The sequence below is a fragment of the Nocardioides ginsengisoli genome, from assembly GCF_039537225.1.
In the GTDB taxonomy this organism is placed as follows: domain Bacteria; phylum Actinomycetota; class Actinomycetes; order Propionibacteriales; family Nocardioidaceae; genus Nocardioides; species Nocardioides ginsengisoli.
Window position 1 is genome coordinate 69,429 of the sequence record NZ_BAABAC010000009.1, and the last position, 23,764, is coordinate 93,192.

The 23,764-nt window shown below is 73.6% G+C and carries 22 protein-coding genes and 1 pseudogene; 18 read left to right on the top strand and 5 right to left on the bottom strand.

The genetic code is table 11. The features are described 5' to 3' along the window. The first annotated feature begins 6 nt into the window (after nucleotides 1–6). The 12 genes and pseudogenes from AB4880_RS05940 to AB4880_RS06000 all read left to right on the top strand — a co-directional run bounded on the left by AB4880_RS05940 (nucleotide 7) and on the right by AB4880_RS06000 (nucleotide 13,315). A complete protein-coding gene (locus tag AB4880_RS05940; protein ID WP_367918290.1) occupies nucleotides 7–867 on the top strand; it encodes a ferredoxin-like domain-containing protein in 861 nt (286 codons plus the stop codon). Beyond that, nucleotides 864–1,529, top strand: coding sequence for a precorrin-8X methylmutase (locus AB4880_RS05945; protein ID WP_367918291.1), 666 nt, complete (start codon nucleotides 864–866; stop codon nucleotides 1,527–1,529). The genes AB4880_RS05940 and AB4880_RS05945 overlap by 4 nt, the downstream gene beginning before the upstream one ends. Further along, complete coding sequence (cobJ, locus tag AB4880_RS05950; RefSeq protein ID WP_367918292.1) at nucleotides 1,526–3,076, top strand: precorrin-3B C(17)-methyltransferase; 1,551 nt, start codon at nucleotides 1,526–1,528, stop codon at nucleotides 3,074–3,076. Before AB4880_RS05945 ends, cobJ begins: the two co-directional genes overlap by 4 nt. Beyond that, a complete protein-coding gene (gene cbiE / locus AB4880_RS05955) occupies nucleotides 3,064–4,260 on the top strand; it encodes a precorrin-6y C5,15-methyltransferase (decarboxylating) subunit CbiE (protein ID WP_367918293.1) in 1,197 nt (398 codons plus the stop codon). Before cobJ ends, cbiE begins: the two co-directional genes overlap by 13 nt. Further along, nucleotides 4,257–5,015: a precorrin-4 C(11)-methyltransferase gene (gene cobM / locus AB4880_RS05960; RefSeq protein WP_367918294.1), complete on the top strand. Its 759-nt coding sequence runs from the start codon at nucleotides 4,257–4,259 to the stop codon at nucleotides 5,013–5,015. Before cbiE ends, cobM begins: the two co-directional genes overlap by 4 nt. Then, nucleotides 5,012–6,973: a VWA domain-containing protein gene (locus AB4880_RS05965; RefSeq protein WP_367918295.1), complete on the top strand. Its 1,962-nt coding sequence runs from the start codon at nucleotides 5,012–5,014 to the stop codon at nucleotides 6,971–6,973. Before cobM ends, AB4880_RS05965 begins: the two co-directional genes overlap by 4 nt. Beyond that, nucleotides 6,970–7,614: a 5,6-dimethylbenzimidazole synthase gene (gene bluB, locus AB4880_RS05970; RefSeq protein ID WP_367918296.1), complete on the top strand. Its 645-nt coding sequence runs from the start codon at nucleotides 6,970–6,972 to the stop codon at nucleotides 7,612–7,614. Before AB4880_RS05965 ends, bluB begins: the two co-directional genes overlap by 4 nt. Then, the gene (cobO, locus tag AB4880_RS05975; protein WP_367918297.1) at nucleotides 7,607–8,188 is read left to right on the top strand and encodes a cob(I)yrinic acid a,c-diamide adenosyltransferase; all 582 of its coding nucleotides are present in this window, start codon (nucleotides 7,607–7,609) and stop codon (nucleotides 8,186–8,188) included. Before bluB ends, cobO begins: the two co-directional genes overlap by 8 nt. Continuing rightward, nucleotides 8,182–10,522 (top strand): annotated as a pseudogene (cobBC, locus tag AB4880_RS26090) (bifunctional hydrogenobyrinic acid a,c-diamide synthase/histidinol phosphate aminotransferase CobBC). The gene cobO and the pseudogene cobBC overlap by 7 nt, the downstream one beginning before the upstream one ends. Before the next feature lie 44 nt (nucleotides 10,523–10,566). Further along, nucleotides 10,567–11,481 carry a metal ABC transporter substrate-binding protein gene (locus AB4880_RS05990; RefSeq protein ID WP_367918300.1) on the top strand — a complete coding sequence of 305 codons (915 nt, stop codon included), beginning with the start codon at nucleotides 10,567–10,569 and terminating at the stop codon, nucleotides 11,479–11,481. Next, entirely contained in the window at nucleotides 11,478–12,311 is an 834-nt protein-coding gene (locus AB4880_RS05995) for a metal ABC transporter ATP-binding protein (protein WP_367918301.1), read from the top strand. Before AB4880_RS05990 ends, AB4880_RS05995 begins: the two co-directional genes overlap by 4 nt. After that, nucleotides 12,311–13,315 carry a metal ABC transporter permease gene (locus AB4880_RS06000; RefSeq protein WP_367918302.1) on the top strand — a complete coding sequence of 335 codons (1,005 nt, stop codon included), beginning with the start codon at nucleotides 12,311–12,313 and terminating at the stop codon, nucleotides 13,313–13,315. The genes AB4880_RS05995 and AB4880_RS06000 overlap by 1 nt, the downstream gene beginning before the upstream one ends. A 149-nt stretch (nucleotides 13,316–13,464) precedes the next feature. Here the strand turns inward: AB4880_RS06000 and AB4880_RS06005 are convergent, their stop codons facing one another. Beyond that, nucleotides 13,465–14,292: an isoprenyl transferase gene (locus AB4880_RS06005; protein ID WP_367918303.1), complete on the bottom strand. Its 828-nt coding sequence runs from the start codon at nucleotides 14,290–14,292 to the stop codon at nucleotides 13,465–13,467. Nucleotides 14,293–14,398: 106 nt separating this feature from the next. On the opposite strand from AB4880_RS06005, the gene AB4880_RS06010 reads away from it, so the two are divergent. Beyond that, on the top strand, nucleotides 14,399–14,944 hold the full coding sequence (locus AB4880_RS06010) for a Uma2 family endonuclease (protein ID WP_367918304.1): 546 nt from the start codon (nucleotides 14,399–14,401) through the stop codon (nucleotides 14,942–14,944). A gap of 6 nt (nucleotides 14,945–14,950) precedes the next feature. On the opposite strand, the gene recO is transcribed toward AB4880_RS06010, so the two are convergent. Further along, entirely contained in the window at nucleotides 14,951–15,703 is a 753-nt protein-coding gene (recO, locus tag AB4880_RS06015) for a DNA repair protein RecO (RefSeq protein ID WP_367918305.1), read from the bottom strand. 57 nt (nucleotides 15,704–15,760) lie between these two features. Here recO and AB4880_RS06020 point away from each other — a divergent pair, with 57 nt between their 5' ends. Further along, complete coding sequence (locus tag AB4880_RS06020; protein WP_367918306.1) at nucleotides 15,761–16,783, top strand: esterase/lipase family protein; 1,023 nt, start codon at nucleotides 15,761–15,763, stop codon at nucleotides 16,781–16,783. A 17-nt stretch (nucleotides 16,784–16,800) separates the two neighbouring features. Here AB4880_RS06020 and AB4880_RS06025 read toward each other — a convergent pair whose 3' ends face one another. Next, nucleotides 16,801–17,682 (bottom strand): alpha/beta fold hydrolase, encoded by an 882-nt coding sequence (locus AB4880_RS06025; RefSeq protein ID WP_367918307.1) that lies wholly within the window; start codon nucleotides 17,680–17,682, stop codon nucleotides 16,801–16,803. A 12-nt stretch (nucleotides 17,683–17,694) separates the two neighbouring features. Next, nucleotides 17,695–19,437 (bottom strand): 2-isopropylmalate synthase, encoded by a 1,743-nt coding sequence (gene leuA / locus AB4880_RS06030; RefSeq protein WP_367918308.1) that lies wholly within the window; start codon nucleotides 19,435–19,437, stop codon nucleotides 17,695–17,697. A 157-nt stretch (nucleotides 19,438–19,594) separates the two neighbouring features. On the opposite strand from leuA, the gene AB4880_RS06035 reads away from it, so the two are divergent. The 4 genes from AB4880_RS06035 (at nucleotide 19,595) to AB4880_RS06050 (ending at nucleotide 22,698) form a co-directional block, all read left to right on the top strand. Beyond that, entirely contained in the window at nucleotides 19,595–20,104 is a 510-nt protein-coding gene (locus AB4880_RS06035) for a flavodoxin family protein (RefSeq protein ID WP_367918309.1), read from the top strand. A 137-nt stretch (nucleotides 20,105–20,241) separates the two neighbouring features. Further along, on the top strand, nucleotides 20,242–20,829 hold the full coding sequence (locus tag AB4880_RS06040; protein ID WP_367918310.1) for a hypothetical protein: 588 nt from the start codon (nucleotides 20,242–20,244) through the stop codon (nucleotides 20,827–20,829). A 170-nt stretch (nucleotides 20,830–20,999) separates the two neighbouring features. Beyond that, nucleotides 21,000–21,806 (top strand): septum formation family protein, encoded by an 807-nt coding sequence (locus AB4880_RS06045; RefSeq protein WP_367918311.1) that lies wholly within the window; start codon nucleotides 21,000–21,002, stop codon nucleotides 21,804–21,806. A 4-nt stretch (nucleotides 21,807–21,810) separates the two neighbouring features. Continuing rightward, nucleotides 21,811–22,698, top strand: a complete 888-nt coding sequence (locus AB4880_RS06050; protein ID WP_367918312.1) for a septum formation family protein — start codon at nucleotides 21,811–21,813, stop codon at nucleotides 22,696–22,698. 84 nt (nucleotides 22,699–22,782) lie between these two features. On the opposite strand, the gene era is transcribed toward AB4880_RS06050, so the two are convergent. Further along, a complete protein-coding gene (gene era, locus AB4880_RS06055) occupies nucleotides 22,783–23,703 on the bottom strand; it encodes a GTPase Era (protein WP_367918356.1) in 921 nt (306 codons plus the stop codon). Nucleotides 23,704–23,764: the final 61 nt, after the last annotated feature.

A 23,764-nucleotide genomic window follows, 5' to 3' on the forward strand; every position in this document is an offset into this window, starting at 1 on the left:
CCACCCATGGCGCGCAGCCGACCGGACCGGTGCCCCGGCATCGTCCACCCCTGGCCGGCCGACGACGGCGGACTCGTCCGGATCCGCGTCCCCGGCGGCCGCGTCACCGGTACGGCGATGCGGGCGCTCGCCGCCGTCGCCGAACAGTACGGCGACGGCCGGATCCGCCTCACCGCCCGCGCCAACCTCCAGCTCCGCGCGATGCCGCTGACCACCGACGGCCTGCTGGCCGCCGACGCGCTCGCCGCCCTCACCGCGACCGGATTGCTGCCGTCGGCCCGCCACGACCGGGTCCGCAACGTCCTCGTCTCGCCCCAGACCGGGCTCGCCGGCGGCCGCACCGACCTGCGGCCGGTGCTCGCCGCGCTCGACGCGCTGCTGCTGGCCCACGACGCGCTGGCCGACCTGCCGGGCCGCTTCCTGTTCACGCTCGACGACGGCCGCGGCGACCTCGCCGACCGGCACAAGGACCTCGGCCTGGTCGCGCTCGACGCCCACCGCGCGCAGCTGCGGGTCGGCGCCGCCTGGGGCGAGGTCGTCACGCTCGGGGACGCGCCCGCGGCGCTGGCCGAGCTGGCCCGCCGGTTCCTGGCCGTCCGCGGCGACGGCCCCGCCGCCCCCTGGCACGTCGACGAGCTCGTCCTGCCCCTCGCACCGACCGCGGCGCCCGCGCCCGGCGCCGCCGTACGGACGGGGGCGCTGGGCTACGGCGCCGTCCCCGGCGGCGAGCACCTGCCCGTCGGCGACGACGGGCTGGGCGTCGCCGACGTGGCGGCCTGGCCCGCCGACACCGTCGTGGTCACGCCGTGGCACGGCGTCCTGATCCCCCAGCAGCCCCAGCAGCCGATCCTCGAGGAGAGCCGATGACCGAGCCGGTCGCACCGACCCGCCGCTACGACTACATCGCCGACGGACCGGCGATCTATGTCGACTCGTTCGCGTCGATCCGCCGCGAGTCGGACCTGTCCCAGGTGCCCGCCGACGCCGAGAAGGTCGCCGTCCGGATGATCCACGGCAGCGGGCAGACCGACCTGGTCCGCGACCTGGTCGTCCACCCGCGGCTCGTGTCCGCCGGCCGGGCTGCGCTCGACTCCGGCGCGCCGATCCTCTGCGACGCGCGGATGGTCGCGATGGGCATCACCGCCGGCCGCCTGCCGGCCGACAACCCGGTGCACTGCTTCCTCACCGACGAGCGGGTCCCCGAGCTGGCGAAGCGCTGGTCGACCACGCGCACCGCGGCCGCCGTCTCGCTCTGGGAGCCGCACCTCGACGGCGCCGTCGTCGCCATCGGCAACGCCCCCACGGCGCTCTTCCACCTGCTCGAGATGATCCTCGACGGCGGCCCGCGGCCCGCGGCGATCGTCGGCTGCCCGGTGGGCTTCATCGGCGCCGCGGAGTCGAAGGACGCACTCGCCGCCTTCGCCGACGAGTCCGGCATCGACATCCCGTTCGTGACCGTGCGGGGCCGTCGCGGCGGATCCGCGATGGCGTCGTCCGCGGTCAACGCGCTGGCCCAGGAGGCGGAGTGACCACCGGGCGCTTCCTCGTCGTCGGCATCGGCCCCGGCGACCCCGAGCTGATCACCCGCAAGGCCGAGCGGCTCATCGGCACGGCCGCCGTCGTCGCCTTCCACGCCGGCGTCCGCAAGGAGTCGCACGCGCGCCGGATCGCCGCCCACCTCATCCCGGCCGACGTCGTCGAGGAGGAGCTCCGCTATCCCGTCACGACCGGCACGACCGACCACCCCCAGGGGTACGTCGGCGCGCTGGCCGACTTCTACGACGAGTGCGAGCAGCGTCTGGCCGCCCACCTCGACGCCGGGCGCGACGTCGTCCTGCTGGCGGAGGGCGACCCGCTCTTCTACGGCTCGTCGATGTACCTCCTCGACCGCTTCCGCGACCGCTTCGACGTCGAGGTGGTGCCCGGCGTGCCCGCCTTCGCCGCGGCGACCGCCACCGTCCCGGCGCCGCTGGTGCGGCAGAACGACGTCCTCACCGTCCTCCCCGGCACGCTCCCGGAGCCGGAGCTCGCCCGCCGCCTCGCCGACACCGACGGCGCGGTCATCATGAAGCTCGGCCGGACCTTCCCTGCCGTCCGATCCGCTCTGGCCCAGGCCGGCCGCCTCGAGGGAGCGCTGTACGTCGAGCGCGCGTCGCAGGCCGAGGAGCGCTGGCTGCCGGTGGCCGAGGTCGATGCCGACTCGGTGCCGTACTTCTCGCTGATCGTGGTGCCGGGCGACTCGGCGCGGCCGGCGTCGGCGGCGCGAATGCGTGCGGTTTGGGCCCCCACCGCAACGTCTGAAGCCGATTCGTTGCGGCGGGGGACCCAACCGCAACCCTCCGAGCTTCTGGTGATCGGTCTCGGCCCCGGCCCCGACGGCTGGCTCACGCCCGAGGCGAGCGCGGCGCTGGCCGAGGTCGACCACGTGGTCGGCTACGCGCCGTACGTCAACCGGGTGCCGCAGCGCCCCTGCCTTCAGCGGCACGCGTCGGGCAACACGGTCGAGGTCGACCGGGCCCGGTTCGCGCTCGACCTGGCGCTCCGCGGCGAGCGGGTGGCCGTCGTCTCCGGCGGCGACGCGGGCGTGTTCGGCATGGCGGCCGCGGTCTTCGAGGCGGCGGCCGACCCGGCGCACCCCGAGCACGCGACCGTGCCGGTCCGGGTGCTGCCCGGCGTCAGCGCGGTCCAGGCGGTGGCGGCGCGGGCGGGAGCGCCGATCGGCGCCGACTTCGCGGTCGTGAGCCTGTCCGACCGGCTCAAGCCGTGGCCGGTCGTCGAGCGGCGGCTGCGCGCGATCGCGGAGGCCGACCTGGTCCTCGGCGTCTACAACCCGGCCTCGCGCTCGCGGCGCGAGCAGGTGGTCGAGCTGCAGAAGATCATGCTCGAGCACCGCTCCTCCGACACCGTCGTGGTCGTCGGCCGCGACGTCGGCCGCGCCGAGGAGTCGCTGACCGTCACCACTCTCGGCGCGCTCGACACCGACAGCATCGACATGAAGTGCCTGCTCATCATCGGCGCCTCCTCGACCCGCGTGGAGCCCAACGGCACCGTCTGGACGCCGCGATGGGTCGACTGATCACCGTCGTCGGCATCGGCGCCGACGGACACCTCACGCCGGCCGCCCGCGCCCTGGTCGGCAACGCCGAGGTGCTGCTGGGCGGCGAGCGCCACCTCGGGCTCGTCCCCGCCGTCCCCGGCCAGGTACGACGGCCGTGGCCGCGTCCGCTCGCGGCCCTGCCGGGCGTGCTGAAGGAGCACGCCGGGCGCAGCATCGTGGCGCTGGCATCGGGTGACCCGATGGTGTCGGGCATCGGGACGACGCTCGTCCGGATGCTCGGCGCCGACGCGGTCGACGTCGTACCGGCGGTGTCGTCGGTGTCCCTCGCCCGCGCCCGGATGGGCTGGTCGGCCGAGGAGTCCGCGGTCGTGACGCTCGTCGGGCGCGACGTCGCCGCGCTGCGCCGCGAGCTCGCGCCGGGACGACGGCTGCTGGTGCTGGCGTCCGACGAGTCCACGCCGGCGGCGGTCGCCGGCGTCCTGGAGGCGGCCGGCTTCGGCGCGACCACGATCCACGTGCTCGGCGACCTGGGCGCCGCCGACGAGTCCCACGCCGTCTACGCGGGCGGCCCGGCGCCCCGGCTGCACGTGCTGGCGCTCGAGGTGGCGGGCAGCGGCCCGGCCTCCTGGGCGACCGGGCTCCCCGACGACGCCTTCGAGCACGACGGCCAGCTCACCAAGCGCGACGTCCGGGCGAGCGCGCTGGCCCGGCTCGCGCCCGTGCCCGGCGCCCATCTCTGGGACGTCGGCGCGGGCGCCGGATCCGTCGCCGTCGAGTGGCTGCGCGCGCATCCCCTCACCTCGGCCACCGCGGTCGAGGCCCACCCCGAGCGGGCGGCCCGGATCGCGCGGAACGCCGCCAACCTGGGGGTTCCGCGGCTCGCGGTCGTCACCGGCTCCGCTCCCGACGCCCTCGCCGGACTGCCCACGCCCGACGCGATCTTCGTCGGCGGCGGCGCCACCGCCGTCGGCCTGCTCGACCTCTGCCGCGAGGCCCTCGCGCCCGGCGGCCGGCTCGTCGTCCACGGCGTGACGCTGGAGACCGAGCGGCTGCTGATCGACGCCTTCCACACCCACGGCGGCGAGCTCACCCGGCTCGCCGTCGAGCACGTGACGCCGCTGGGCGGACGGTTCACCGGCTGGACGCCGGCCCGCGCCGTCGTCCAGTGGTCCTGGACCCAGCCTCAGGGAGAGCCCTCATGACCGTGCACTTCGTCGGCGCCGGCCCCGGCGCGGCCGACCTGCTGACCCTGCGCGCGGCGGCGCTCCTCGGTGCGGCCGACGTCGTCCTCTACCCGGGCACCTATCTCGACGCCGAGGTCCTGTCCCACTGCCGTCCCGACGCGCGGCTGGTCGACACCCAGGACCTCGACCTCGACCGGATCACCGCGGCGCTCGTCGACGCGCACGCGGCCGGGCTCGACGTCGTCCGGCTGACGTCGGGCGACCCGTCGCTCTACTCGGCGCTCCACGAGCAGACCCGCCGGCTCGACGCAGCCGGCGTGCCGTGGGACGTGACGCCCGGGGTGCCGGCGTACGCCGCCGCGGCGGCGATCGTGGGCCGCGAGCTGACCGTCCCGCTGGTGGCGCAGTCCGTCGTCCTGACCCGCACCCAGGCGCGCTCGACGGCGATGCCCGCGACCGAGTCGCTGGCGGCCTTCGCGGCGACCGGCGCGACGCTCGTGCTGCACCTGGCGATCACCCGCACGCGGGCGCTGATGGACGAGCTGTCCGCGTCCTACGGCGAAGCGTGCCCCGTCGCCGTCGTCTCGCGCGCGACCCAGCCCGACGAGCTCGTCCTGCGCGGCACCGTCGGCACCATCGCCGACCTGGTCGAGGACGCCGGGCTCCGGCAGGCGGCCGTGATCCTCGTCGGCCCGGCGCTGGCGTCGGCGTCCGCCGCCGAGTCGTACCTCTACTCCACCGTTCGCGTCGCCCGGAAGGAGCGCCTCCGATGACCCATGCCCCCGACGATCGACACTTCCCGTTCAGCGCCGTGGTCGGGGCCGACGGCCCCGACGGGCCGGACCCGATGGCCCTCGCGCTGATCCTCACCACGATCGCCCCCGAGGTGGGCGGCGTCCTGGTCCGCGGGGAGAAGGGGACGGCGAAGTCGACGATCGTGCGCGCGCTGACCGCCGTCCTGCCGCCGGTCGACGACCGTCCCGTCCCCCTCGTCGAGATGCCCATCGGCGCCACCGAGGACCGGGTCACCGGGTCGATCAACATCGAGACCGCACTGGCGGAGGGCAAGGCGGAGTACCAGCCGGGCCTGCTCGCCAAGGCTCACCGCGGGATCCTGTACGTCGACGAGGTCAACCTGCTGCACGACCACCTGGTCGACCTGCTGCTCGACGCCGCGGCGATGGGCCGCGCGACCGTCGAGCGCGACGGCGTCTCGATGACCCACGAGGCGCGCTTCGTGCTGGTCGGGACCATGAACCCCGAGGAGGGCGAGCTGCGCCCGCAGCTGCTCGACCGGTTCGGCCTGACCGTCGAGGTCGCCGCGCCGCGCGACCCGGCGCTGCGGGCCGAGGTGGTCCGCCGCCGGATGGCCTACGACGCCGACCCGGCCGCCTTCGTCGCCGCCTACGCCGCCGCCGAGACCGCGCTGCGCCGGCGGATCGGCGACGCGCAGGCCCTGGTCGGCTCGGTCCGGCTCACCGACGCCGGGCTGCTCAAGATCGCCGAGGTCTGCGCGGCCTTCGACGTCGACGGCCTGCGCGCCGACATCGTCACCGCCCGCACCGCCGTCGCCCACGCCGCCTGGTCGGGCCGCGCCCAGGTGACGCTCGACGACATCCGGGTCGCCGCCCGGCTGGCGCTCCCGCACCGGCGGCGGCGCAAGCCGTTCGACGCACCGGGGCTCGAGGAGGACCTGCTGGAGCAGGCGCTCGGCGACGACGAGCTGCCGCCGGAGCCGGAGCCGGACCCCGACGGTCCCGGGCCGGAGCCGGACGGCCCCGACGGCCCCGGTGCCGACGACGCCCCGGGCGACGACGGCTCCGGGCCGGAGTCAGCCGAGTCCCCGGAGGCGCCGATGCCGGAGCCCGCCGGCGCCGCCGGCGCCGACAGCGCCAGAGCGGGCAGCCTGCCCAGCAGTGTCGCGGCGAGCGGCGCCACCTTCCGCACCCGCCTGCTCACCGTCCGCGGCGTCGGCGCCGGCACCGCGGGTCGCCGCAGCCGCGCCCGCACGACCAACGGCCGCCGGATCGGAGCCACCGCGCCGACCGGTCCGGGCGGGGCGATCCACCTGACCGAGACGATCCGAGCGGCGGTGCCCCACCAGCACGCCCGCGGCCGCACCGGCACGGGGCCGCTGGTCGTGCGACCGGCCGACCTGCGCGTCGCGGTGCGCGAGGGGCGCGAGTCCAACCTCGTCCTCTTCTGCGTCGACGCGTCCGGCTCGATGGCCGCGCGGCGGCGGATGGAGCAGGTCAAGACCGCAGTCCTGAGCCTGCTGCTCGACGCCTACCAGCGCCGCGACAAGGTCGGCCTGGTCACCTTCCGCGGCGCGGAGGCCGCGGTGGCGCTGCCCCCGACGCACTCCGTCGACGCGGCTGCGCAGCGGCTGGAGGAGCTGCCCTCGGGTGGGCGGACCCCGCTCGCCGAGGGACTTCTCGAGGCCGCGCACCTCCTCACTGTCGAGCGCACCCGCGACCCACAGCGCCGTCCGCTGCTGGTCGTGGTGACCGACGGGCGCGCGACGTCCGGGGCCGACGCGGTGGCGCGATCCCGCATGGCGGCGGGGCTCCTGGCCGAGTCCGGCGTCACGTGCGTGGTGGTCGACTGCGAGTCGGGGCCGATGCGGATGGGCCTCGCGGCCACGCTGGCCGAGCACCTGGGCGCCGAGCACGTCCCGATCGGCGAGGTGAGCGCCGAGGCGCTCGTCGACGCGGCACGGCGGGCCGCATGAGCACCCAGCTGTACGACGTGATCGCGCGGCGCCGCGACGTCCGCGCGGAGTTCACCGGCGAGCCGGTGCCCGACGACGTCCTGCTGCGCGTCCTGGACGCCGCCCACCGCGCGCCGAGCGTCGGGATGAGCCAGCCGTGGGACTTCGTGCTGGTGCGCGATCCCGCGCTGCGCCGTACCTTCCGCGACCACGTGGCGACCGAGCGCGACGTCTTCGCGGGATCGCTCCCGCCGGAGCGCCGCGAGACGTTCGACCGGATCAAGGTCGAGGGGATCTGTGAGTCCTCGCTGGGCGTCGTCGTCACGCACACCCAGTCCCGGGGCGGCACGCACGTCTTGGGGCGGCACGCGATCGCCGACGCCGGCCTCTACTCGACGGTCCTCGCCATCCAGAACCTGTGGCTGGCCGCGACCGCGGAGGGGCTCGGCGTGGGCTGGGTGTCCTTCTACCGCGAGGACTTCCTGCGCGACCTGCTCGGCATCCCCGAGGAGACGCGCCCCGTCGCCTGGCTGTGCTTCGGGACGGTCAGCCACCTCGAGACCGTGCCCGACCTGGAGCGCCACGGCTGGCGCTCGCGCCGGCCGCTCGCCGACGCCATCCACGAGAACACCTGGCAGATGAAGGAGACGGACCATGCCTGAGGGCAAGCCGCTCGTCGTACCGGACGACGGACTGACCACCCGACAGCGCCGCAACCGGCCGCTGGTGATGGTCCACACCGGCGACGGCAAGGGGAAGTCGACGGCCGCCTTCGGGCTGGCGCTGCGCGGCTGGAACCAGGGCTGGAACATCAGTGTCTTCCAGTTCGTGAAGTCCGCGAAGTGGCGGCTCGGGGAGCAGACCGCCTTCGAGAAGCTCGGCATCGAATGGCACAAGATGGGCTCCGGCTGGTCGTGGTCGCGCAAGGCCGGCTCGGAGGACGACCACGCCGCCGCGGCCGCCGAGGGCTGGGCCGAGATCAAGCGGCGGATCGCTGCCGAGGAGCACGACCTCTACCTGCTCGACGAGTTCACCTACCCGATCAACTGGGGCTGGGTCTCGATCGACGACGTCCTGGAGACGCTCGCCAACCGGCCGGGCCACCAGCACGTGATGATCACCGGCCGCCGTGCCGACCCGCGGCTGATCGAGGCGGCCGACCTGGTCACCGAGATGACCAAGGTCAAGCACCCGATGGACGCCGGCCAGAAGGGCCAGAAGGGCATCGAGTGGTGACTCCGTTCCCCCGGATCGTCGTCGCCGCGCCCGCCACGGGGCAGGGCAAGACGACGGTCGCCACCGGCCTGATGGCCGCGCTGCGCGACGCCGGGCACGCCGTGAGCGGGCACAAGGTGGGTCCGGACTACATCGACCCCGGCTACCACGCGCTCGCCTGCGGCCGCCCCGGCCGCAACCTCGACCCGCATCTCGTCGGCGAGGAGCAGGTCGCACCGCTGCTGCTCCACGGCGCGTCGGATGCCGAGGTCGCGGTGGTCGAGGGCGTGATGGGCCTGTACGACGGCCGGATCGGCGGCGACGGCTTCTCCTCGACCGCCCACGTCGCGGCGCTGACCCGGACGCCCGTCGTCCTCGTCGTGGACATCTCGCGCTCGTCGCGCTCGATCGGCGCGGTGGTGCACGGGATGGCGACCTGGGACCCGACGGTCGAGGTCGCCGGCGTGATCCTCAACCAGGCGGGCTCGGCGCGCCACGCCGACGAGGTCCGGTCGTCGATCTCGCTGCCGGTGCTCGGCGTGATCCCGCGGGATGCGTCGATCGCCACGCCCTCACGGCACCTGGGCCTGGTCACCGCGGCCGAGCGGGGCGAGTCGGAGGCGGTGGTCGCGCGGCTGGGTGAGGTGGTCGCCGAGCATGTCGACCTGGAGGCGGTCCTCGCGATCGCCCGCTCGGCGCCCGCCCTCGACGCGGTGGCGTGGACGCCTCCGGCCGTCGCCTCGGGCGAGCGACGGCGGGTGGCGGTCGCCGCCGGGCGCGCCTTCACCTTCCAGTACGCCGAGACCGCCGAGCTGCTCGCCGCGCTCGGCTGCGACGTCGTCCCCTTCGATCCGGCGCTCGACGCCTCCCTGCCGTCGGGGACAGCAGGGCTCTACCTCGGGGGCGGCTTCCCGGAGGTCCATGCGGCCGACCTGTCGGCGAATGCGGCGCTGCGGGCGGAGATCCGCGATGCCGTACGGGACGGGCTGCCGACGGTCGCCGAGTGCGCCGGCCTGCTCTACCTGTGCCGGACCCTCGACGGCGTGCCGATGACCGGAGTCCTCGACGCCGATGCCGAGATGACCTCGCGGCTGACGCTGCGTTACCCCGTCGCCACCGGCGTCGCCGACACCCTGCTCACGCGGGCGGGCGAGGCCGTGACCGCCCACGAGTTCCACCGGACGACGGTCGCGCCGACGGTCGGCCCGACGCCGGGGTGGTCGGTCGACGGCGCCGAGGTCGGCTTCGCGTCGGCGACCCTGCACGCGTCGTACCTGCACACGCACTGGGCCGGTCACCCACAGCTGGCCGAGCGGTTCGCGGCGGCGGTCCACGCCCATGGTTGAGCCGGATCCGCTGCGTCACCACGGCGACGTCGAGGCCCGTGGGGCGGATCTCGACTTCGCCGTCAACGTGTACGACGGCCCGCGCCCGCCCTGGCTGGACGCCGCCCTGCTCGCGTCGCTCGACGACGTCGGCGCCTACCCGTCGGCGTCCCTGGCTCGAGCGGCGGTGGCACGACTGCACGAGATCGGCGAGGACGAGGTGCTGGTGACGGCGGGCGCCGCGGAGGCGTTCACGCTGGTGGCGCGGCTGCGGGAGTGGCGGCGCCCGGTCGTCGTCCACCCGCAGTTCACGGAGCCGCACGCCGCGCTGGAGCAGGCCGGTCACGCGGTCACCCCGGTCGTCCTGTCCGCGCCCTTCGCCCTGGCGGCGGGCGACGTCCCCGAGGACGCCGACCTGGTCGTCGTCGGCAATCCCACCAACCCGACCGGGGCGCTGCATCCTGCCGCGGTCCTGCGCTCGCTGCTCCGGCCCGGCCGACTCGTCGTCGTCGACGAGGCATTCATGGACTGTGTCCCCGGCGAGCCCGACGCACTCGTGGCGGTCAGGCTCCCCGGGCTCGTGGTCATCCGCTCGCTGACCAAGCACTGGGGCATCCCCGGCGTCCGCGCCGGCTATGTCACCGGTGACCCGGCCGTCGTCGCCGGACTGGAGCGCGGCCAGACCCCCTGGTCGATCGGTACGACGGCCGCTGCCGCCGTCGTCGCCTGCACCTCCCCCGCGGCCGTGGTCGAGGGCCGCCGCCGGGCGGAGGAGATCGCGACCTGGCGCGCGCACCTGTCCCAGGGGCTGTCGACCCTCGGCATCCCGTTCCAGCACTCGGCCGCGTCCTTCGTCCTCGCCCAGGTCGGCGCGGGCGTCCGCGAGGAGCTGCGGGCCTCCGGCATCGCCGTCCGCCGCGCCGACACCTTCCCGGGGCTGGACGACACGTGGGTGCGGATCGCCGTCCGGCCGCCGGCGCGGACCGACGTCCTGCTCGCGGCACTGGGGAGCCTGCTGCCCGTCCACTGACCGTCGACTTGACCCAGCCGCCCGCGCAGATGAGAATGATTCTCATGCGCTTGTCGATCGGCCTCGTCACCGTCTCCTCCCTCGCCCTCCTCGCCTCGGGCTGCTCGGCCTTCAGCGACACCGCCGACGACGGCAAGGTCGAGGTCGCCGCGGCGTTCTACCCGCTCGCGTACGTCGCCGACCGGGTCACCCACGGCACCGGCGCCGAGGTCTCGCTGCTGACCCAGCCCGGCAAGGAGCCGCACGACCTCGAGCTCACCGTCAAGGAGACCGCGGAGCTCTCCGCGGCCGACCTCGTGGTCTACGAGTCCGGCTTCCAGCCGGCGGTCGACGATGCGGTCGCGCAGAACGCCACCGGCAGCACGCTCGACGCGACCAAGGTCGTCGACCCGGTGCCGCTCGACCACGAGCACCACGACGAGAGTGCGGGCCACGACCACGGTGGTCTCGACCCGCACTTCTGGCAGGACCCGCTCCGCCTCGCCACGCTCGGTGACGCGATGGCGGAGCGGCTGGCGAAGATCGACCCGAAGCACGCGCCGGACTACCGCACCAACGCGAAGGGCCTGCACGACGACCTGACCGCGCTCGACGCGTCGTACGCCGCTGGTCTGCGCGACTGCAAGCGTGACACCATCGTGGTGTCCCACGACGCGTTCGGGTACCTGGAGAAGTACGGCCTCCACGTCGCCTCGATCGTCGGGCTCTCCCCCGAGGCCGAGCCGACCGCGGCGGTGCTGGGACAGCTGCAGGAACTGATCCGGACGGAAGGCATCACCACGGTGTTCAGTGAGCCGCTCGAGCCGGCGCTGGGCGAGGGCCTGGCCCACGACCTCGGGCTCACCAATGGCACGCTCGACCCGGTCGAGGGGCTCACCTCCGCCGACTCGAAGGACGACTACCTCTCCCTCATGAAGGCCAACCTGAAGACCCTGATCACCGCGAACGGCTGCCGATGACCACGTCCGGGGGCGCCCCCGTGGTCGACGGTCCCGCGGTCGTGATGACCAACGGCAGCGTCGCCCTCAGCGGACGGCCGGTGCTGCGCGGCATCGACCTCAGCGTCGCACCCGGCGACTTCGTCGCGCTGATGGGCGCCAACGGGTCCGGCAAGTCCACGCTGGTGCGCGCACTGGTCGGCCTGCGACCGCTCGTGGGCGGCGAGGTGCGCATGTTCGGCACCCCCCTCGACGACTTCGACGACTGGCACCGGATCGGCTACGTCCCCCAGCGCGCGACCGCCGCGTCGGGCATCCCGGCGTCCGTCTGGGAGGTCGTCGCCGCCGGCCGGCTCACCCGCCGCAAGCTGCTCCGCCCGCTCTCCAAGGCCGACCGGGCCGCGATCGACGACGCGCTCGAGGTGGTCGGCCTGTCCGACCGCCGCCGCGACGCGGTCAGCAACCTGTCCGGCGGCCAGCAGCAGCGGGTGCTCATCGCCCGCGCGCTCGCCGGCGCGCCCGAGCTCTTCTTCCTCGACGAGCCCACCGCCGGCGTCGACCTGCCCAACCAGCAGGTCCTCGCCGACACGCTCGCCCGGCTCAAGGGCCGCGGCGCGACCATCGTCCTCGTCGCCCACGAGCTCGGCCCGCTGGCGCCGCTCGTCGACCGGGCCGTCGTCCTGCGGGACGGCCGGGTGGCCTACGACGGCTCCCCGCTGCGCGACCACGAGGTGCACCAGCCCTGGTTCGCCGAGCCGCACACCCACCACCATCACCACCACGGGCGACCGGACGCCGACCACGTCCCGCAGGTCTCCTCGCCCGTCGACCGTCCGCGAGGTGAGGGCTGATGTCCCCCGTCGAGCTGTTCTCGCAGCCGTTCATGCAGCGCGCGCTCATCGCCGCGCTCCTCACCGGCCTCGCCGCCCCCGCGATCGGGACCTTCCTGGTCCAGCGCCGCCTCGCGCTGATGGGCGACGGCATCGGCCACGTCGCCGTCACCGGCGTCGCGCTCGGCCTCGCCACCGGCGCCTCCCCGCTCTGGACGGCGGTGCTCGTCGCCGTCCTCGGCGCGGTGCTGATCGAGGTGATCCGCGAGCGCGGGCAGACCAACGGCGACGTCGCCCTCGCGCTGCTGTTCTACGGCGGCCTCGCCGGCGGCATCTTCCTCAGCGGGCTCGCCGGCCAGAGCGCCGCGTCGCTCAACCGCTATCTCTTCGGCTCGCTCAACACCATCTCGCCGTCCGACGTGATCGTCACCATGGTGCTCGCGATCACCGTCGTCGGGCTCTGCCTCGGCCTCGCGCCCCAGCTGTTCGCCGTCGCCCAGGACCAGGAGTTCGCCCGCGTCGCCGGCCTGCGGGTGCGCGTCTACAACGTGCTCGTCGCCGTCCTCGCCGCCGTCAGCGTCACCGTCGCGATGCGCACCGTCGGCCTGCTCCTCGTCTCCGCGCTCATGGTCGTGCCCGTCGCGACCTCCCAGCAGCTGACCCGCTCGTTCCGCACCACACTCGTCGCGGCGATGGCGCTCGGCACGCTCTCGTCGGTCGGCGGCCTGGTCGTGGCGACCTTCGCGTCGTACCGGGCCTCGGTCGCGCCCGGTCCGACCATCGTCTTGCTCGCCCTCGCCTGCTACGCGATCGCGTGGCCGATCGGGATCTGGGTACGCCGTCGCGCCCGCCTGCGCGAGCCCTTCCCCACCGGCCAGGCGCCCGGCCACGACTCCTGCAGCGAGCACCCGCACGCCCACGGGCCGGGGTGCGGCCACCTCGCCGTCGTCCACGACGACCATGTCGACTATGTGCACGACGGGCACCGGCACGCCGTGCACGGCGGCCACTACGACGAGCACTGAGCAGTACTGGCCGAGCGTGTCGCTCGTCCATCGCGCCACGCTGCCGGCCCGCGGTCGAGGTCGGCGCCGCGCAGGGCCGACCGGCGGCCAGACGCCGGCGCGGCGGTAGCCACCGCCGTCGTCGGCGTTCCCGCCGCTGCCTCGTGAGATCAGGCGACCGGGTTGGGCTCCGCGCCGCCGTAGCGGCGGTCGCGCCGGGCGTACTCGTCGATCGCCGCCCACAGGTGCCGGCGGTCGACGTCGGGCCAGAGCACGTCGGAGAAGACGAACTCGGCGTAGGCCGCCTGGTAGAGCATGAAGTTCGACAGCCGCTGCTCCCCCGACGTCCGCCAGATCAGGTCGGCGTCCGGGAGCTCGGGCACGTAGAGGTAGCGACCGAGCGTGCGCTCGTCGACCTTGTCGGGGTTGATCCGGCCGGCGGCGACGTCGCGCGCGAGGGCCTTGGCCGCGTCGCCGAGCTCGGAGCGGCCGCCGTAGTTGACGCACATGGTGAGCGTCAGGACGTCGTTGTGCTTCGTCATCTCCTCCGCGACCTGCAGCTCGTTGATGACCGACTTCCACAGCCGCGGCGCGCGCCCCGCCCACCGGACCCGGACTCCGAGCTCGTGCATCTCGTCGCGGCGGCGGCGGATCACGTCGCGGTTGAAGCCCATCAGGAACTTCACCTCGTCGGGGCTGCGCGACCAGTTCTCGGTCGAGAAGGCGTACGCCGAGATCGCCTTCACCCCGATCTCGATCGCGCCCTCGACCACGTCGAACAGGCTCGACTCGCCCTCCTCGTGGCCCTTCGTGCGCGGCAGCCCCCGCTCCTTCGCCCACCGGCCGTTGCCGTCCATCACGATCGCGACGTGGTTCGGCACCAGCTCGGCCGGCACCGGCGGCGGCGTCGCGCCGGAGGGGTGCGGCGTGGGCGGGCGGACCGGGCCGCGGGCGGCGGCCGCTGCGGCGGCGCGGGTACGGCGGGAGGCGCGGGTCACGAGGGCAAGTGTGTCAGGGCCTGTGGATGACCGGTTGCGGGCGGCTCGCGGCTCGCCGAGCATCACCGCATGGAATCTCTCGGGAAGGTGATGCAGCATGGGGACCATGACCATCGAGACCGGCATTCCGCTCGGGCGGGCGCTGACGGTCGACGATCTCGGGGCGCTCCCCGATGACGGGCTGCGGCACGAGCTCATCGACGGGGTGCACCTCGTGAGCGCGGCGCCCATCCCGCTGCACCAGCGCGTCAACTTCCAGCTCTGCCGGGTCCTCCACGAAGCCGCGCCGGAGCACCTCTGGGTCGTCCCTCCCATCGACGTCGTGCTCGCCATCGACACCGTGATCGAGCCCGATGTCGTCGTCGCGCCGCGCGACCAGCTCACCGGCAAGCGCCTCGAGAGCGCACCGGTCCTCGCCATCGAGGTCCTCTCGCCGAGCACCGCACTGACCGACCTCAACACCAAGTACGCGCGGCTCGAGCGCGCCGCCGCGCCGCACTACTGGGTGGTCGATCCGGTGGCGCCGCGGCTGATCGCGTGGGAGCTGCGCGAGGGCCGCTACGTCCAGGTCGCCGACGTCTCGGGCGAGGAGGTCTGGCACGCCGAGCGACCGTTCCCCGTGACGATGTGCCCGGCGGAGCTGGTGAGGTAGCGGGCCTCAGCGCTCGACGTACGCCAGCGACCGCAGCCCGCGCTCCAGCTGCCACTGCACGAACGCCGTGATCAGACCGCTCGCCTCGCGGACGTGCCGCGGGTCGGCGGCCTCGATGACCGGCCAGTCGCCGGCGAGGAGACCGCCGAGCAGGACGAGGGTCTCGACGGCGGGGGTGGCCGAGCCGGGGATCCGGCAGGTCGAGCACAGGACGCCGCCCATCGACGGGTTGAACCAGCGGTGGTGACTGAGCTCGCCGGTCGGCAGGACCGGCGGGCGGCCGCAGTGGGCGCAGTCGACGAAGGTGGGCGCGTAGCCGGCGATCGCGAGCGCGCGCAGCAGGTAGGAGTCCATGACGTGGCACGGCTGGCGCTGCCCGCCGGCCATCGCGTTGAGCCCGCCGAGCAGCAGCCCGAACTGCTGGCGCGCCGGCTCCCGCTCCTCGACGACGAGCCGCTCGGCGGTCTCGAGCATGGCGGTGCCGGCGGTGTAGCGGTCGTAGTCGTAGCCGATCGCCGACGCGTACGTGCCCTTGGTCTCCGCCTGCGTGATCGTGTCGAGGTTGCGCCCCTCGGCGAGCTGCAGGTCGACGTGGGTGAACGGCTCGAGCCGCGAGCCCCACCGCGAGGTGGTACGGCGTACGCCCTTGGCGACCGCGCGGATCCGGCCGTTCTCACGGGTCAGGAGCGTGATGATGCGGTCCGCCTCACCCAGCTTGTGGGTGCGCAGGACGATCGCCTCGTCACGGTAGAGCGGCACCCTCCCATTGTGCGGCCTCGGGCGTGACGAAGGCGTGCGCCACCCCGTTGAAGGTCCATGCGCCGCGTCACGCTCGCCCTGCTCGGACTGGCTCTCGCCCTGGTCGCGCCCGCCGGCGCCGCGAGCGCGGACGACGGGCCCTACGCCCCGCTCGACCGCCCGGGCCCCGCGCTCTCGGTCCCCCAGGGGACTCTCGACGCCTCGCTCGACTGCCACGGCGACCCGGCAGCCGGGCCGCGGCCGATCCTGCTCAACCCGGCGACGAGCGTGACGCCGGTCGAGAACTACTCCTGGAACTGGGCGCGGGTCTTCGCCGCCGAGGGCCGCTACTACTGCCTGGTCACCATGCCGCAGCACACCTTCGGCGACATCCAGGTCGCCGGCGAGTACGTCGTCAACGCGATCCGCACCATGCACGCCCGCACCGGCCGGCGGATCGCGATCCTCGGCCACAGCCAGGGCGGCATGAACCCGCGGTGGGCGCTGCGGTTCTGGCCCGACACCCGCGCGATGGTCGCCGAGATGATCGGCATGGCGCCCTCCAACCACGGCACGAAGTCGATCCCGACCTGCATCCCCGGCCTGACCACGTGCGTGCCGGCGGTGTGGCAGCAGCTCGCCGGCTCGGCGTTCGTCACGGCGCTCAACAGCGGCGCGGAGACCTTCGCCGGCATCGACTACACCAACGTCTACACGAGGCTCGACGAGGTGGTGACCCCGCCGGCGTCGTCCGGGCTGACCACCGGCGAGGGGCGGATCGCCAACGTCCGCGTCCAGGACGTCTGTCCGCTCGACCCCTACGAGCACATCCTGACCGGGACGATCAGCGCGGCGACGTACGCGATCGTGCGGGACGCCCTCGACCACGACGGCCCCGCCGACCCGGCCCGGATCGGCCGTTCCGCGTGCGGGCTGTACATGCCGGGCATCGACCCGGTCGACATCGCGTCGTACGCGCCGGTGCTGGCCGCGCTCCCCCGCTTGGTCAGCACCATGCTGCCGTCGGTCAGCCTCGGCGGAGCGCCGCTGCTGCGGGCGGAGCCGCCGCTGCGGTGCTACGTGTACGCCGCCGGCTGCTGAGCGGGCTGGCCGGCGCCTCAGGAGGAGCGGGTACGCCGCCGCCGCGTCGGCCGCGCGCACTCCCGCGCGAACCGGGTGACCACCAGGTCGAGCCGCTCGGGACGACGCCGCCACTCCAGCGGGCCGGTCGCCCGCTCCAGCACCGCGCCGGCGATCTCGCCGGCCACCATCTCCGCGTCGCCGGCCGGGTGGAACGGGTCGGCCGGGCGGGCCAGGACGAGGGTGGGCACCTTCAGCGCGGCGCGCGCGTCCGACGACGGCGCGAGCCGGCCGAAGAGCACGCCGTGGATGACGGCGGCGACCGTGCCGGGGCGGGCGTCGAGGGTCTCCAGCGCGAGCTTGACCCAGCTCGGCGCGAGCCGGCGCGGCAGTGCCCGCGCGGCGACCCGCGAGGCCAGTCGCACGCCGCTCAGGGCCACCGGAGCCATCCGCGCGGTCGCCAGCACCGGCCCGAGGAGGCTGAGCTGGACGCCGAGCGCGTTCTCGAGCAGCGGCCCGTCGAGGATCAGCCCGGAGACGCGCTCGGGCGCGGTGACTGCGACCTCGAGGGCGACGTTCGCGCCGATCGAGCTGCCGCCGACGACGGCCCGGGCCGCGCCGACGTGGTCGAGCAGCGCGACGACCTGCGCGGCGTACGTGCCGACCGAGTAGGACAGCGGGTCGGCGGGCCGGTCGGAGCGGCCGTGGCCGAGCAGGTCGGGGACCAGGACGTGGAGGCCGTTGGCCGCCAGGGTCCGCGCCGCGTGCGCGTGCACGCGGCGCGGAACCAGGAGCGGCGGCACCAGGACGACCCACGCGTCGCCGGCGCCGTAGGCGGTGTACTCGATCCGGTCGCGCCCGCGCCGGCTCTCGACGAAGAGCTGGCCGACCTGCTCCGAGGCCAGCGCGGCGCGACCCATGTCCCTAGCCCCTCAGGAGCCCGACGGGATGGTGATCGCCTGTGCCCGGTTGGCGGCGCACACGACGGCGCGCAGCGAGGCGGTGACGATGTTGTGGTGGATGCCGATGCCCCACACGATCTCGCCGGCGATCTCGCACTCGACGTACGCCGCGGCGACCGCGTCGCCACCCGAGGAGAGCGCGTGCTCGGCATAGTCGAGCACCCGGATGTCGGCGCCGGCCTGGCGCATGCCGTCGACGAACGCGGCGACCGGGCCGTTGCCCATGCCGGTGAAGCTGCGCTCCTCGCCGCGGACGACGAGCTTGACCTCCTGGCGGTCGTCGCCGTCCTCGCTGGTGGACGACGAGAAGGAGACCAGGGCGTAGGGCTCCTCGCGGTCGAGGTACTCCTTGCGGAAGATCGACCAGATCGCCTCCGGCGTCACCTCGCCACCCTGCGCGTCGGTGTGCTGCTGGATGACCCGGCTGAACTCGATCTGCGCGCGGCGCGGCAGGTCGAGGCTGTGCTCGGCCTTGAGCACGTAGGCGACACCGCCCTTGCCGGACTGGCTGTTGACCCGGATGACCGCCTCGTAGGTGCGACCGACGTCCTTCGGGTCGATCGGCAGGTACGGCGCCTCCCACGGGATCTCGCCGACCGGCTTGCCCTGCTCGGCCGCGATCCGGTCGAGGTCCTCCAGGCCCTTCTTGATGGCGTCCTGGTGGGAGCCGGAGAAGGCGGTGTAGACCAGGTCGCCCGCGTAGGGGTGGCGCGGGTGGACCGGCAGCTGGGTGCAGTACTCGACCGTGCGACGGATCTCGTCGATGTCGGACAGGTTGACCTGCGGGTCGATGCCCTGGCTGAACAGGTTCATGGCCAGGGTCACCAGGTCGACGTTGCCGGTGCGCTCGCCGTGGCCGAACAGGCAGCCCTCGACGCGGTCGGCGCCGGCCATCAGCGCCAGCTCGGTGGCCGCGACCGCGGTGCCGCGGTCGTTGTGCGGGTGCAGGCTGATGATCGAGTGCTCGCGGCGGGTCAGCCGGCGCGAGAAGTACTCGATCTGGTCGGCGTAGGTGTTGGGCGTCGACATCTCGACGGTGGCCGGCAGGTTGAGGATGATCTCGCGACCCTCCTCCGGCTGCCACACGTCGGAGACCCGCTCGCAGACCTCGAGCGCGAAGTCGGTGGGCGTCTGGGTGAAGATCTCGGGGCTGTACTGGTAGCCGAAGTCGGTGCCGGACAGCATCTGGTCGGCGTACTTCATGACCCACTCGGTGCCGCGCGTCGCGATCGCGATGCACTCGGCCTCGGTGACGCCGAAGACCACGCGCTGGAAGAGCGGCGCCGTGGCGTTGTAGAGGTGGACGGTCGCCTTGTCGGCGCCCTGCAGCGACTCGACGGTCCGGGAGATCAGGTCCTCGCGGGCCTGGGTCAGCACCGAGACGCGTACGTCGTCGGGGATCCGGTCCTCCTCGATCAGCTGGCGCACGAAGTCGAAGTCGGTCTGGCTCGCGGCCGGGAACCCGATCTCGATCTCCTTGTAGCCCATCGCGACCAGGAGCTCGAACATCTTCATCTTGCGCGAGGGGCTCATCGGGTCGATGAGCGCCTGGTTGCCGTCGCGCAGGTCGGTGGACAGCCACCGCGGGGCGCGGGTGATCTTCTGGTCGGGCCAGGTGCGGTCGGGGACGGTCACCGGCTCGAAGGCGGTGTAGCGGTGGAAGGGCATCCCGCTCGGCTGCTGGCTCGGGATGCTGACGCGCTGGTTGTTCATGACTTCCTCGGGTTCGTGAGTGACGAAAGGCGCCGGGCGCGCAACTCACTCCGCAGCGAGGGGGTCCGGCAGATCAGACCTCGCTGCGGCCGCTAAGAAGGAGGGCTCGCGTCATGATGGGGGCCACTCTAACAGCCCCCCGACCTAGGCTGGCCCCGTGCCCCGCCTGTTGGTCGTCCACCACTCCCCCAGCCGCTCGATGCAGGCCCTGCTGGAGCGGGTGGTCGCCGGGGCGGGCGACGAGGACGTCCAGGCGGCCGCCGGCGACGGCGGGATCGAGGTCGTCGTCCGTGCCGCGCTCGAGGCGAGCGCCGACGACGTCCTCGCCGCCGACGGCTATGTCCTCGGGACGACCGCCAACTTCGGCTACATGAGCGGCGCACTCAAGCACTTCTTCGACTCCACCTTCCTCGCCGTCGGCGGCGCCCTCGACCCGACCGGCGCGCCCGCCGACGGCGCGGGCGAGACCGCGGGCCGGCCCTACGGCCTGTGGCTGCACGGACGCTACGACCTGACCGGCGCGCAGCGGTCGGTGCAGTCGATCGTGGGCGCGCTCGGCTGGCGCCAGGGCTACGACGTGCTCGGGGTGCTCGGCGACCTCGACGACGCCGCGTTGGAGGACGCCTATGCGTTGGGCGCGACGATCGCCGCGCTGTTGACAGCGTGACTCGACCATCGCCGCTGTCGCTGACGCTGCGGCGGCGATTCCTGAGAAGAGTCTGAGGATTTCCGAGTCACGTACGGTCAAGCTCCGCTAGCGTCGCGCCGACTTACCGGTACAACCTCGGAGAGCAGAGCAGAACAATGAGCGACCAGAACCCCCCGCCGCCGTCCGGTCCGTACCCGCCGCAGGGACAGGGCTCGTTCCCACCCCAGGGTGGGCAGCCCTATGGCTACGGCCAGCCGATGCCGCCCCAGAAGAAGAGCCACCTGGCGCGCAACATCATCATCGGCGTCGTCCTTGCCCTCATCCTGATGTGCGGTGGTTGCTTCGCGATCGTCGGCGTCGGCGCCAACGAGGTCGCCAAGGAAGTCGACAAGTCCATCAAGGAAGAGCAGAAGAACGACACTCCCACCGAGGTCAAGGAGGGACAGGCGTTCAAGCACGACGGCTACGCCATTGCCGCCGGCTGGAAGGTCGGCGAGGAAGAGTATGGCGGCACGACGATCACCAACATGCGGGTGACGGTCGAGGAGGCCGACCCCGACGTGGAGGGCGGGCGTTCGGCATGGCTCACCTTCCGCTTCTACAAGGGCGCCGACGTTCTCCTCGAGGTGAACTGCACCAGCAACGAGATGCAGGTCGGCGAGACCTCCAAGATGGACTGCTCCAGCCTCGAGACCGAGCCCATCAAGGGTTGGGACACCATCAAGGTCGCGGACGCCTTCTGACAGCAGCGCAACAGCAGACCCCACTGGCCCGGTCGGGCTGGTGGGGTCTCCCGTCTCGGCGTCGTCGGTAGGGGTGCTCGGCGACCTCGACGACGCCGCGTTGGAGGGCGCCTATGCGTTGGGCGCTACCATCGCGGCGTTGCTGACGGACGGCTGATGGAGGGAGCACGATGACGCTGCGACGCGCCGTCGTCCTGCTCCTGCTCGCGCTGCTCGGCCCTGCGCTGGCGGCCTGCTCGTCGGAGGACCAGGGCGCCAACACCGACCCCGACCTGGTCGACGCGGTCGACGTCCCCACCTCCGGCACCTGCCGGGTGCTGACGCCCGACGACGTCGCCAAGCCGGCCAACGCCACCAAGACCGTGCCGTGCGCCAAGGAGCACACGGCCGAGACCTTCGCGACCGGCGAGCTGCCGTCGCAGTTCGACGACGTGAAGTACGACGACCGCGAGCTTGGCCACTACGCCTACCAGACCTGCTCCAAGGCGTTCGCGAAGTTCGTCGGCGCCGACGAGAGCCTGGTGCTGCGGACCATGCTCAGCTGGGCCTGGTTCCGCCCGTCGGAGAAGGCGTGGGGCAAGGGCGCGCGCTGGTACCGCTGCGACGTCGTCGGCGGCAGCACCGCCAGTGCGGCGTACCGCCCGCTGCCCGAGACCGCCCAGGGCCTGCTCGAGGGCCGCCCGCCCGAGGAGTGGCTCAGCTGCGCCCGCGGGGCGTCGGTCGGCGAGGGCGAGAAGGTGCCCTGCTCGCAGAAGCACGACTGGCGGGCCGCGACCACGGTCAAGCTCGGCCAGCCCGACGACGCCTACCCGGGCGACCGGGTGATGGAGAGCCGCACCCGCTCGTTCTGCGCCACGTCGGTCAAGGCGTGGCTCAACTACCCCTCGGCGTTCGAGTACGGCTTCACCTTCTTCCACCGGGCCGAGTGGGACGCCGGCAACCGGCGCTCCGTGTGCTGGGCCAAGACGAATGAGTGACCCGATGACCACCCCCCGCCAGCCCGGATTCCAGCCCCGGTCCCACACCCGATCGAGACCCCGCCGGCTCGGCGCCGCGAGCGCCGCCCTCCTCGCCCTGCTCGCCGGCGTGACCGCCTGCTCGTCCGGCGACGGCGGCGGCCCCAAGCCCGGCGTGACCGCCAAGAAGGCGAGCGCCACCCAGTCCGCCGCACCCACGCCGGCGCCGGGCCCGACGGCCGGCGCCTGCTACCAGCTGCCCTTCGACGCGGCAGTCGCGCCGACGTCCGACGTGGCCGCGATCCCCTGCAAGCAGGCGCACACCAGCGTCACCTTCGCCGTCGGCACGGTCGACGCGGTGGTCGACGGGCACCTGGTCGCGGTCGACTCCCAGCGGGTCCAGAACCAGGTCGCCACCACCTGCCCCGCGCGCCTGATGTCCTACGTCGGCGGCACCCGCACCGACATCCGGCTCAGCATGATCCGCTCGATCTGGTTCACGCCGACCGTCGAGCAGTCCGACGCGGGCGCGAGCTGGTTCCGCTGCGACGCCGTCCTGCTCGACGGCTCGTCCCAGCTCGCCGCGCTGACCTCGAGCCTCAAGGGCGCCCTGTCCGGCGCGACGATCCCCGACGCCTACGCGATGTGCGGCACCGCCGCGCCCGACGCGAAGAACTTCGAGCGGGTCCGCTGCTCGCAGCGCCACTCGTGGCGCGCGATCGGGGTGATCGCGTTCGACCAGGCCCGCTACCCCGGCGAGAACAAGGTCCGCGCCGCCGGCCGCACCCGCTGCGAGGACGAGGCGGCGAAGGTCGCCACGGACCCGCTGTCGTTCAAGTGGGGCTATGAGTGGCCGACCGCCGAGCAGTGGGGCATGGGGCAGAAGTTCGGCCGCTGCTGGACCACCGACTGACCTGCTGGACCGTCGTACCGGACGTTTCGGTCGCGAAACCGGCGGTTCAGCGACCCAAACGTCCGGTACGACGGAAGACCGGCCTCAGAAGCCGAGCTTGCGCAGCTGCCGGGGGTCGCGCTGCCAGTCCTTGGCGATCTTGACGTGCAGGTCGAGGTAGACCGGCGTGCCGAGCAGCGCCTCGATCTGCTGGCGGGCGGCGGTGCCGACCTGCCGCAGCCGGGCGCCCTTCTTGCCGATCACGATGCCCTTCTGGGAGTCGCGCTCGACGTAGAGGTTGGCGTGGATGTCGAGCAGCGGCTTGTCGTCGGGACGACCCTCGCGCAGACCCATCTCCTCGACCACGACGGCGATCGAGTGCGGCAGCTCGTCGCGTACGCCGTCGAGCGCGGCCTCGCGGATCAGCTCGGCCGCGAGGATCTCCTCGGGCGCGTCGGTCAGGTCGCCGTCGGGGTAGAGCGGCGGGCCCTCGGGCATCAGCCCGACGAGGAGGTCGCCGAGCAGCGCGATCTGGTCGCCGCCGACCGACGACACGGGCACGATCTCGGCCCACTCGGTGCCGGTCTCGCGGCCCAGCTCGGCGATGTCGAGCAGGTGCTCGGCGATCCGCTCGGGGGTGGCGAGGTCGGTCTTGGTGGCGACCGCGATCTTCGTCGTCCGGCGGACCTTGGCCAGCTCGTTGACCAGGAAGGTGTCGCCGGGGCCGATCTTCTCGTCGGACGGGAAGCACACGGCGACCACGTCGACCTCGGCCCAGGTGGTCTTCACCAGGTCGTTGAGCCGCTCGCCGAGCAGGGTGCGCGGGCGGTGCAGCCCGGGGGTGTCGACGAGGACCAGCTGGCCGTCCTCGCGGTGGACGATGCCCCGGACGACGGTGCGCGTGGTCTGCGGCTTGTCGGAGGTGATGACGATCTTCTGCCCGACCAGGGCGTTGGTCAGCGTCGACTTGCCGACGTTGGGGCGCCCGACGAAGCAGGCGAAGCCGCTGCGGTAGCCCTCGGGGATGTCGCCGAGGCCGAAGACCGGCGCGGCCGGCGGCGGGAGCGCGCCGAAGTCCTCGTCGAAC

What these genes read in the sequence shown, in the direction of transcription:
- AB4880_RS05940 (WP_367918290.1), top strand. Translation starts at nt 7, where the DNA reads ATGGCGCGCAGCCGACCGGACCGGTGCCCCGGCATCGTCCACCCCTGG.
- AB4880_RS05990 (WP_367918300.1), top strand. Translation starts at nt 10,567, where the DNA reads ATGCGCTTGTCGATCGGCCTCGTCACCGTCTCCTCCCTCGCCCTCCTC.
- cobO (WP_367918297.1), top strand. Translation starts at nt 7,607, where the DNA reads ATGCCTGAGGGCAAGCCGCTCGTCGTACCGGACGACGGACTGACCACC.
- AB4880_RS05965 (WP_367918295.1), top strand. Translation starts at nt 5,012, where the DNA reads ATGACCCATGCCCCCGACGATCGACACTTCCCGTTCAGCGCCGTGGTC.
- AB4880_RS05945 (WP_367918291.1), top strand. Translation starts at nt 864, where the DNA reads ATGACCGAGCCGGTCGCACCGACCCGCCGCTACGACTACATCGCCGAC.
- AB4880_RS06050 (WP_367918312.1), top strand. Translation starts at nt 21,811, where the DNA reads ATGACCACCCCCCGCCAGCCCGGATTCCAGCCCCGGTCCCACACCCGA.
- AB4880_RS06000 (WP_367918302.1), top strand. Translation starts at nt 12,311, where the DNA reads ATGTCCCCCGTCGAGCTGTTCTCGCAGCCGTTCATGCAGCGCGCGCTC.
- AB4880_RS05995 (WP_367918301.1), top strand. Translation starts at nt 11,478, where the DNA reads ATGACCACGTCCGGGGGCGCCCCCGTGGTCGACGGTCCCGCGGTCGTG.
- bluB (WP_367918296.1), top strand. Translation starts at nt 6,970, where the DNA reads ATGAGCACCCAGCTGTACGACGTGATCGCGCGGCGCCGCGACGTCCGC.
- AB4880_RS06045 (WP_367918311.1), top strand. Translation starts at nt 21,000, where the DNA reads ATGACGCTGCGACGCGCCGTCGTCCTGCTCCTGCTCGCGCTGCTCGGC.
- AB4880_RS06025 (WP_367918307.1), bottom strand. Translation starts at nt 17,682, where the DNA reads ATGGGTCGCGCCGCGCTGGCCTCGGAGCAGGTCGGCCAGCTCTTCGTC.
- AB4880_RS06040 (WP_367918310.1), top strand. Translation starts at nt 20,242, where the DNA reads ATGAGCGACCAGAACCCCCCGCCGCCGTCCGGTCCGTACCCGCCGCAG.
- AB4880_RS06010 (WP_367918304.1), top strand. Translation starts at nt 14,399, where the DNA reads ATGACCATCGAGACCGGCATTCCGCTCGGGCGGGCGCTGACGGTCGAC.
- cobM (WP_367918294.1), top strand. Translation starts at nt 4,257, where the DNA reads ATGACCGTGCACTTCGTCGGCGCCGGCCCCGGCGCGGCCGACCTGCTG.
- leuA (WP_367918308.1), bottom strand. Translation starts at nt 19,437, where the DNA reads ATGAACAACCAGCGCGTCAGCATCCCGAGCCAGCAGCCGAGCGGGATG.
- cbiE (WP_367918293.1), top strand. Translation starts at nt 3,064, where the DNA reads ATGGGTCGACTGATCACCGTCGTCGGCATCGGCGCCGACGGACACCTC.
- AB4880_RS06020 (WP_367918306.1), top strand. Translation starts at nt 15,761, where the DNA reads ATGCGCCGCGTCACGCTCGCCCTGCTCGGACTGGCTCTCGCCCTGGTC.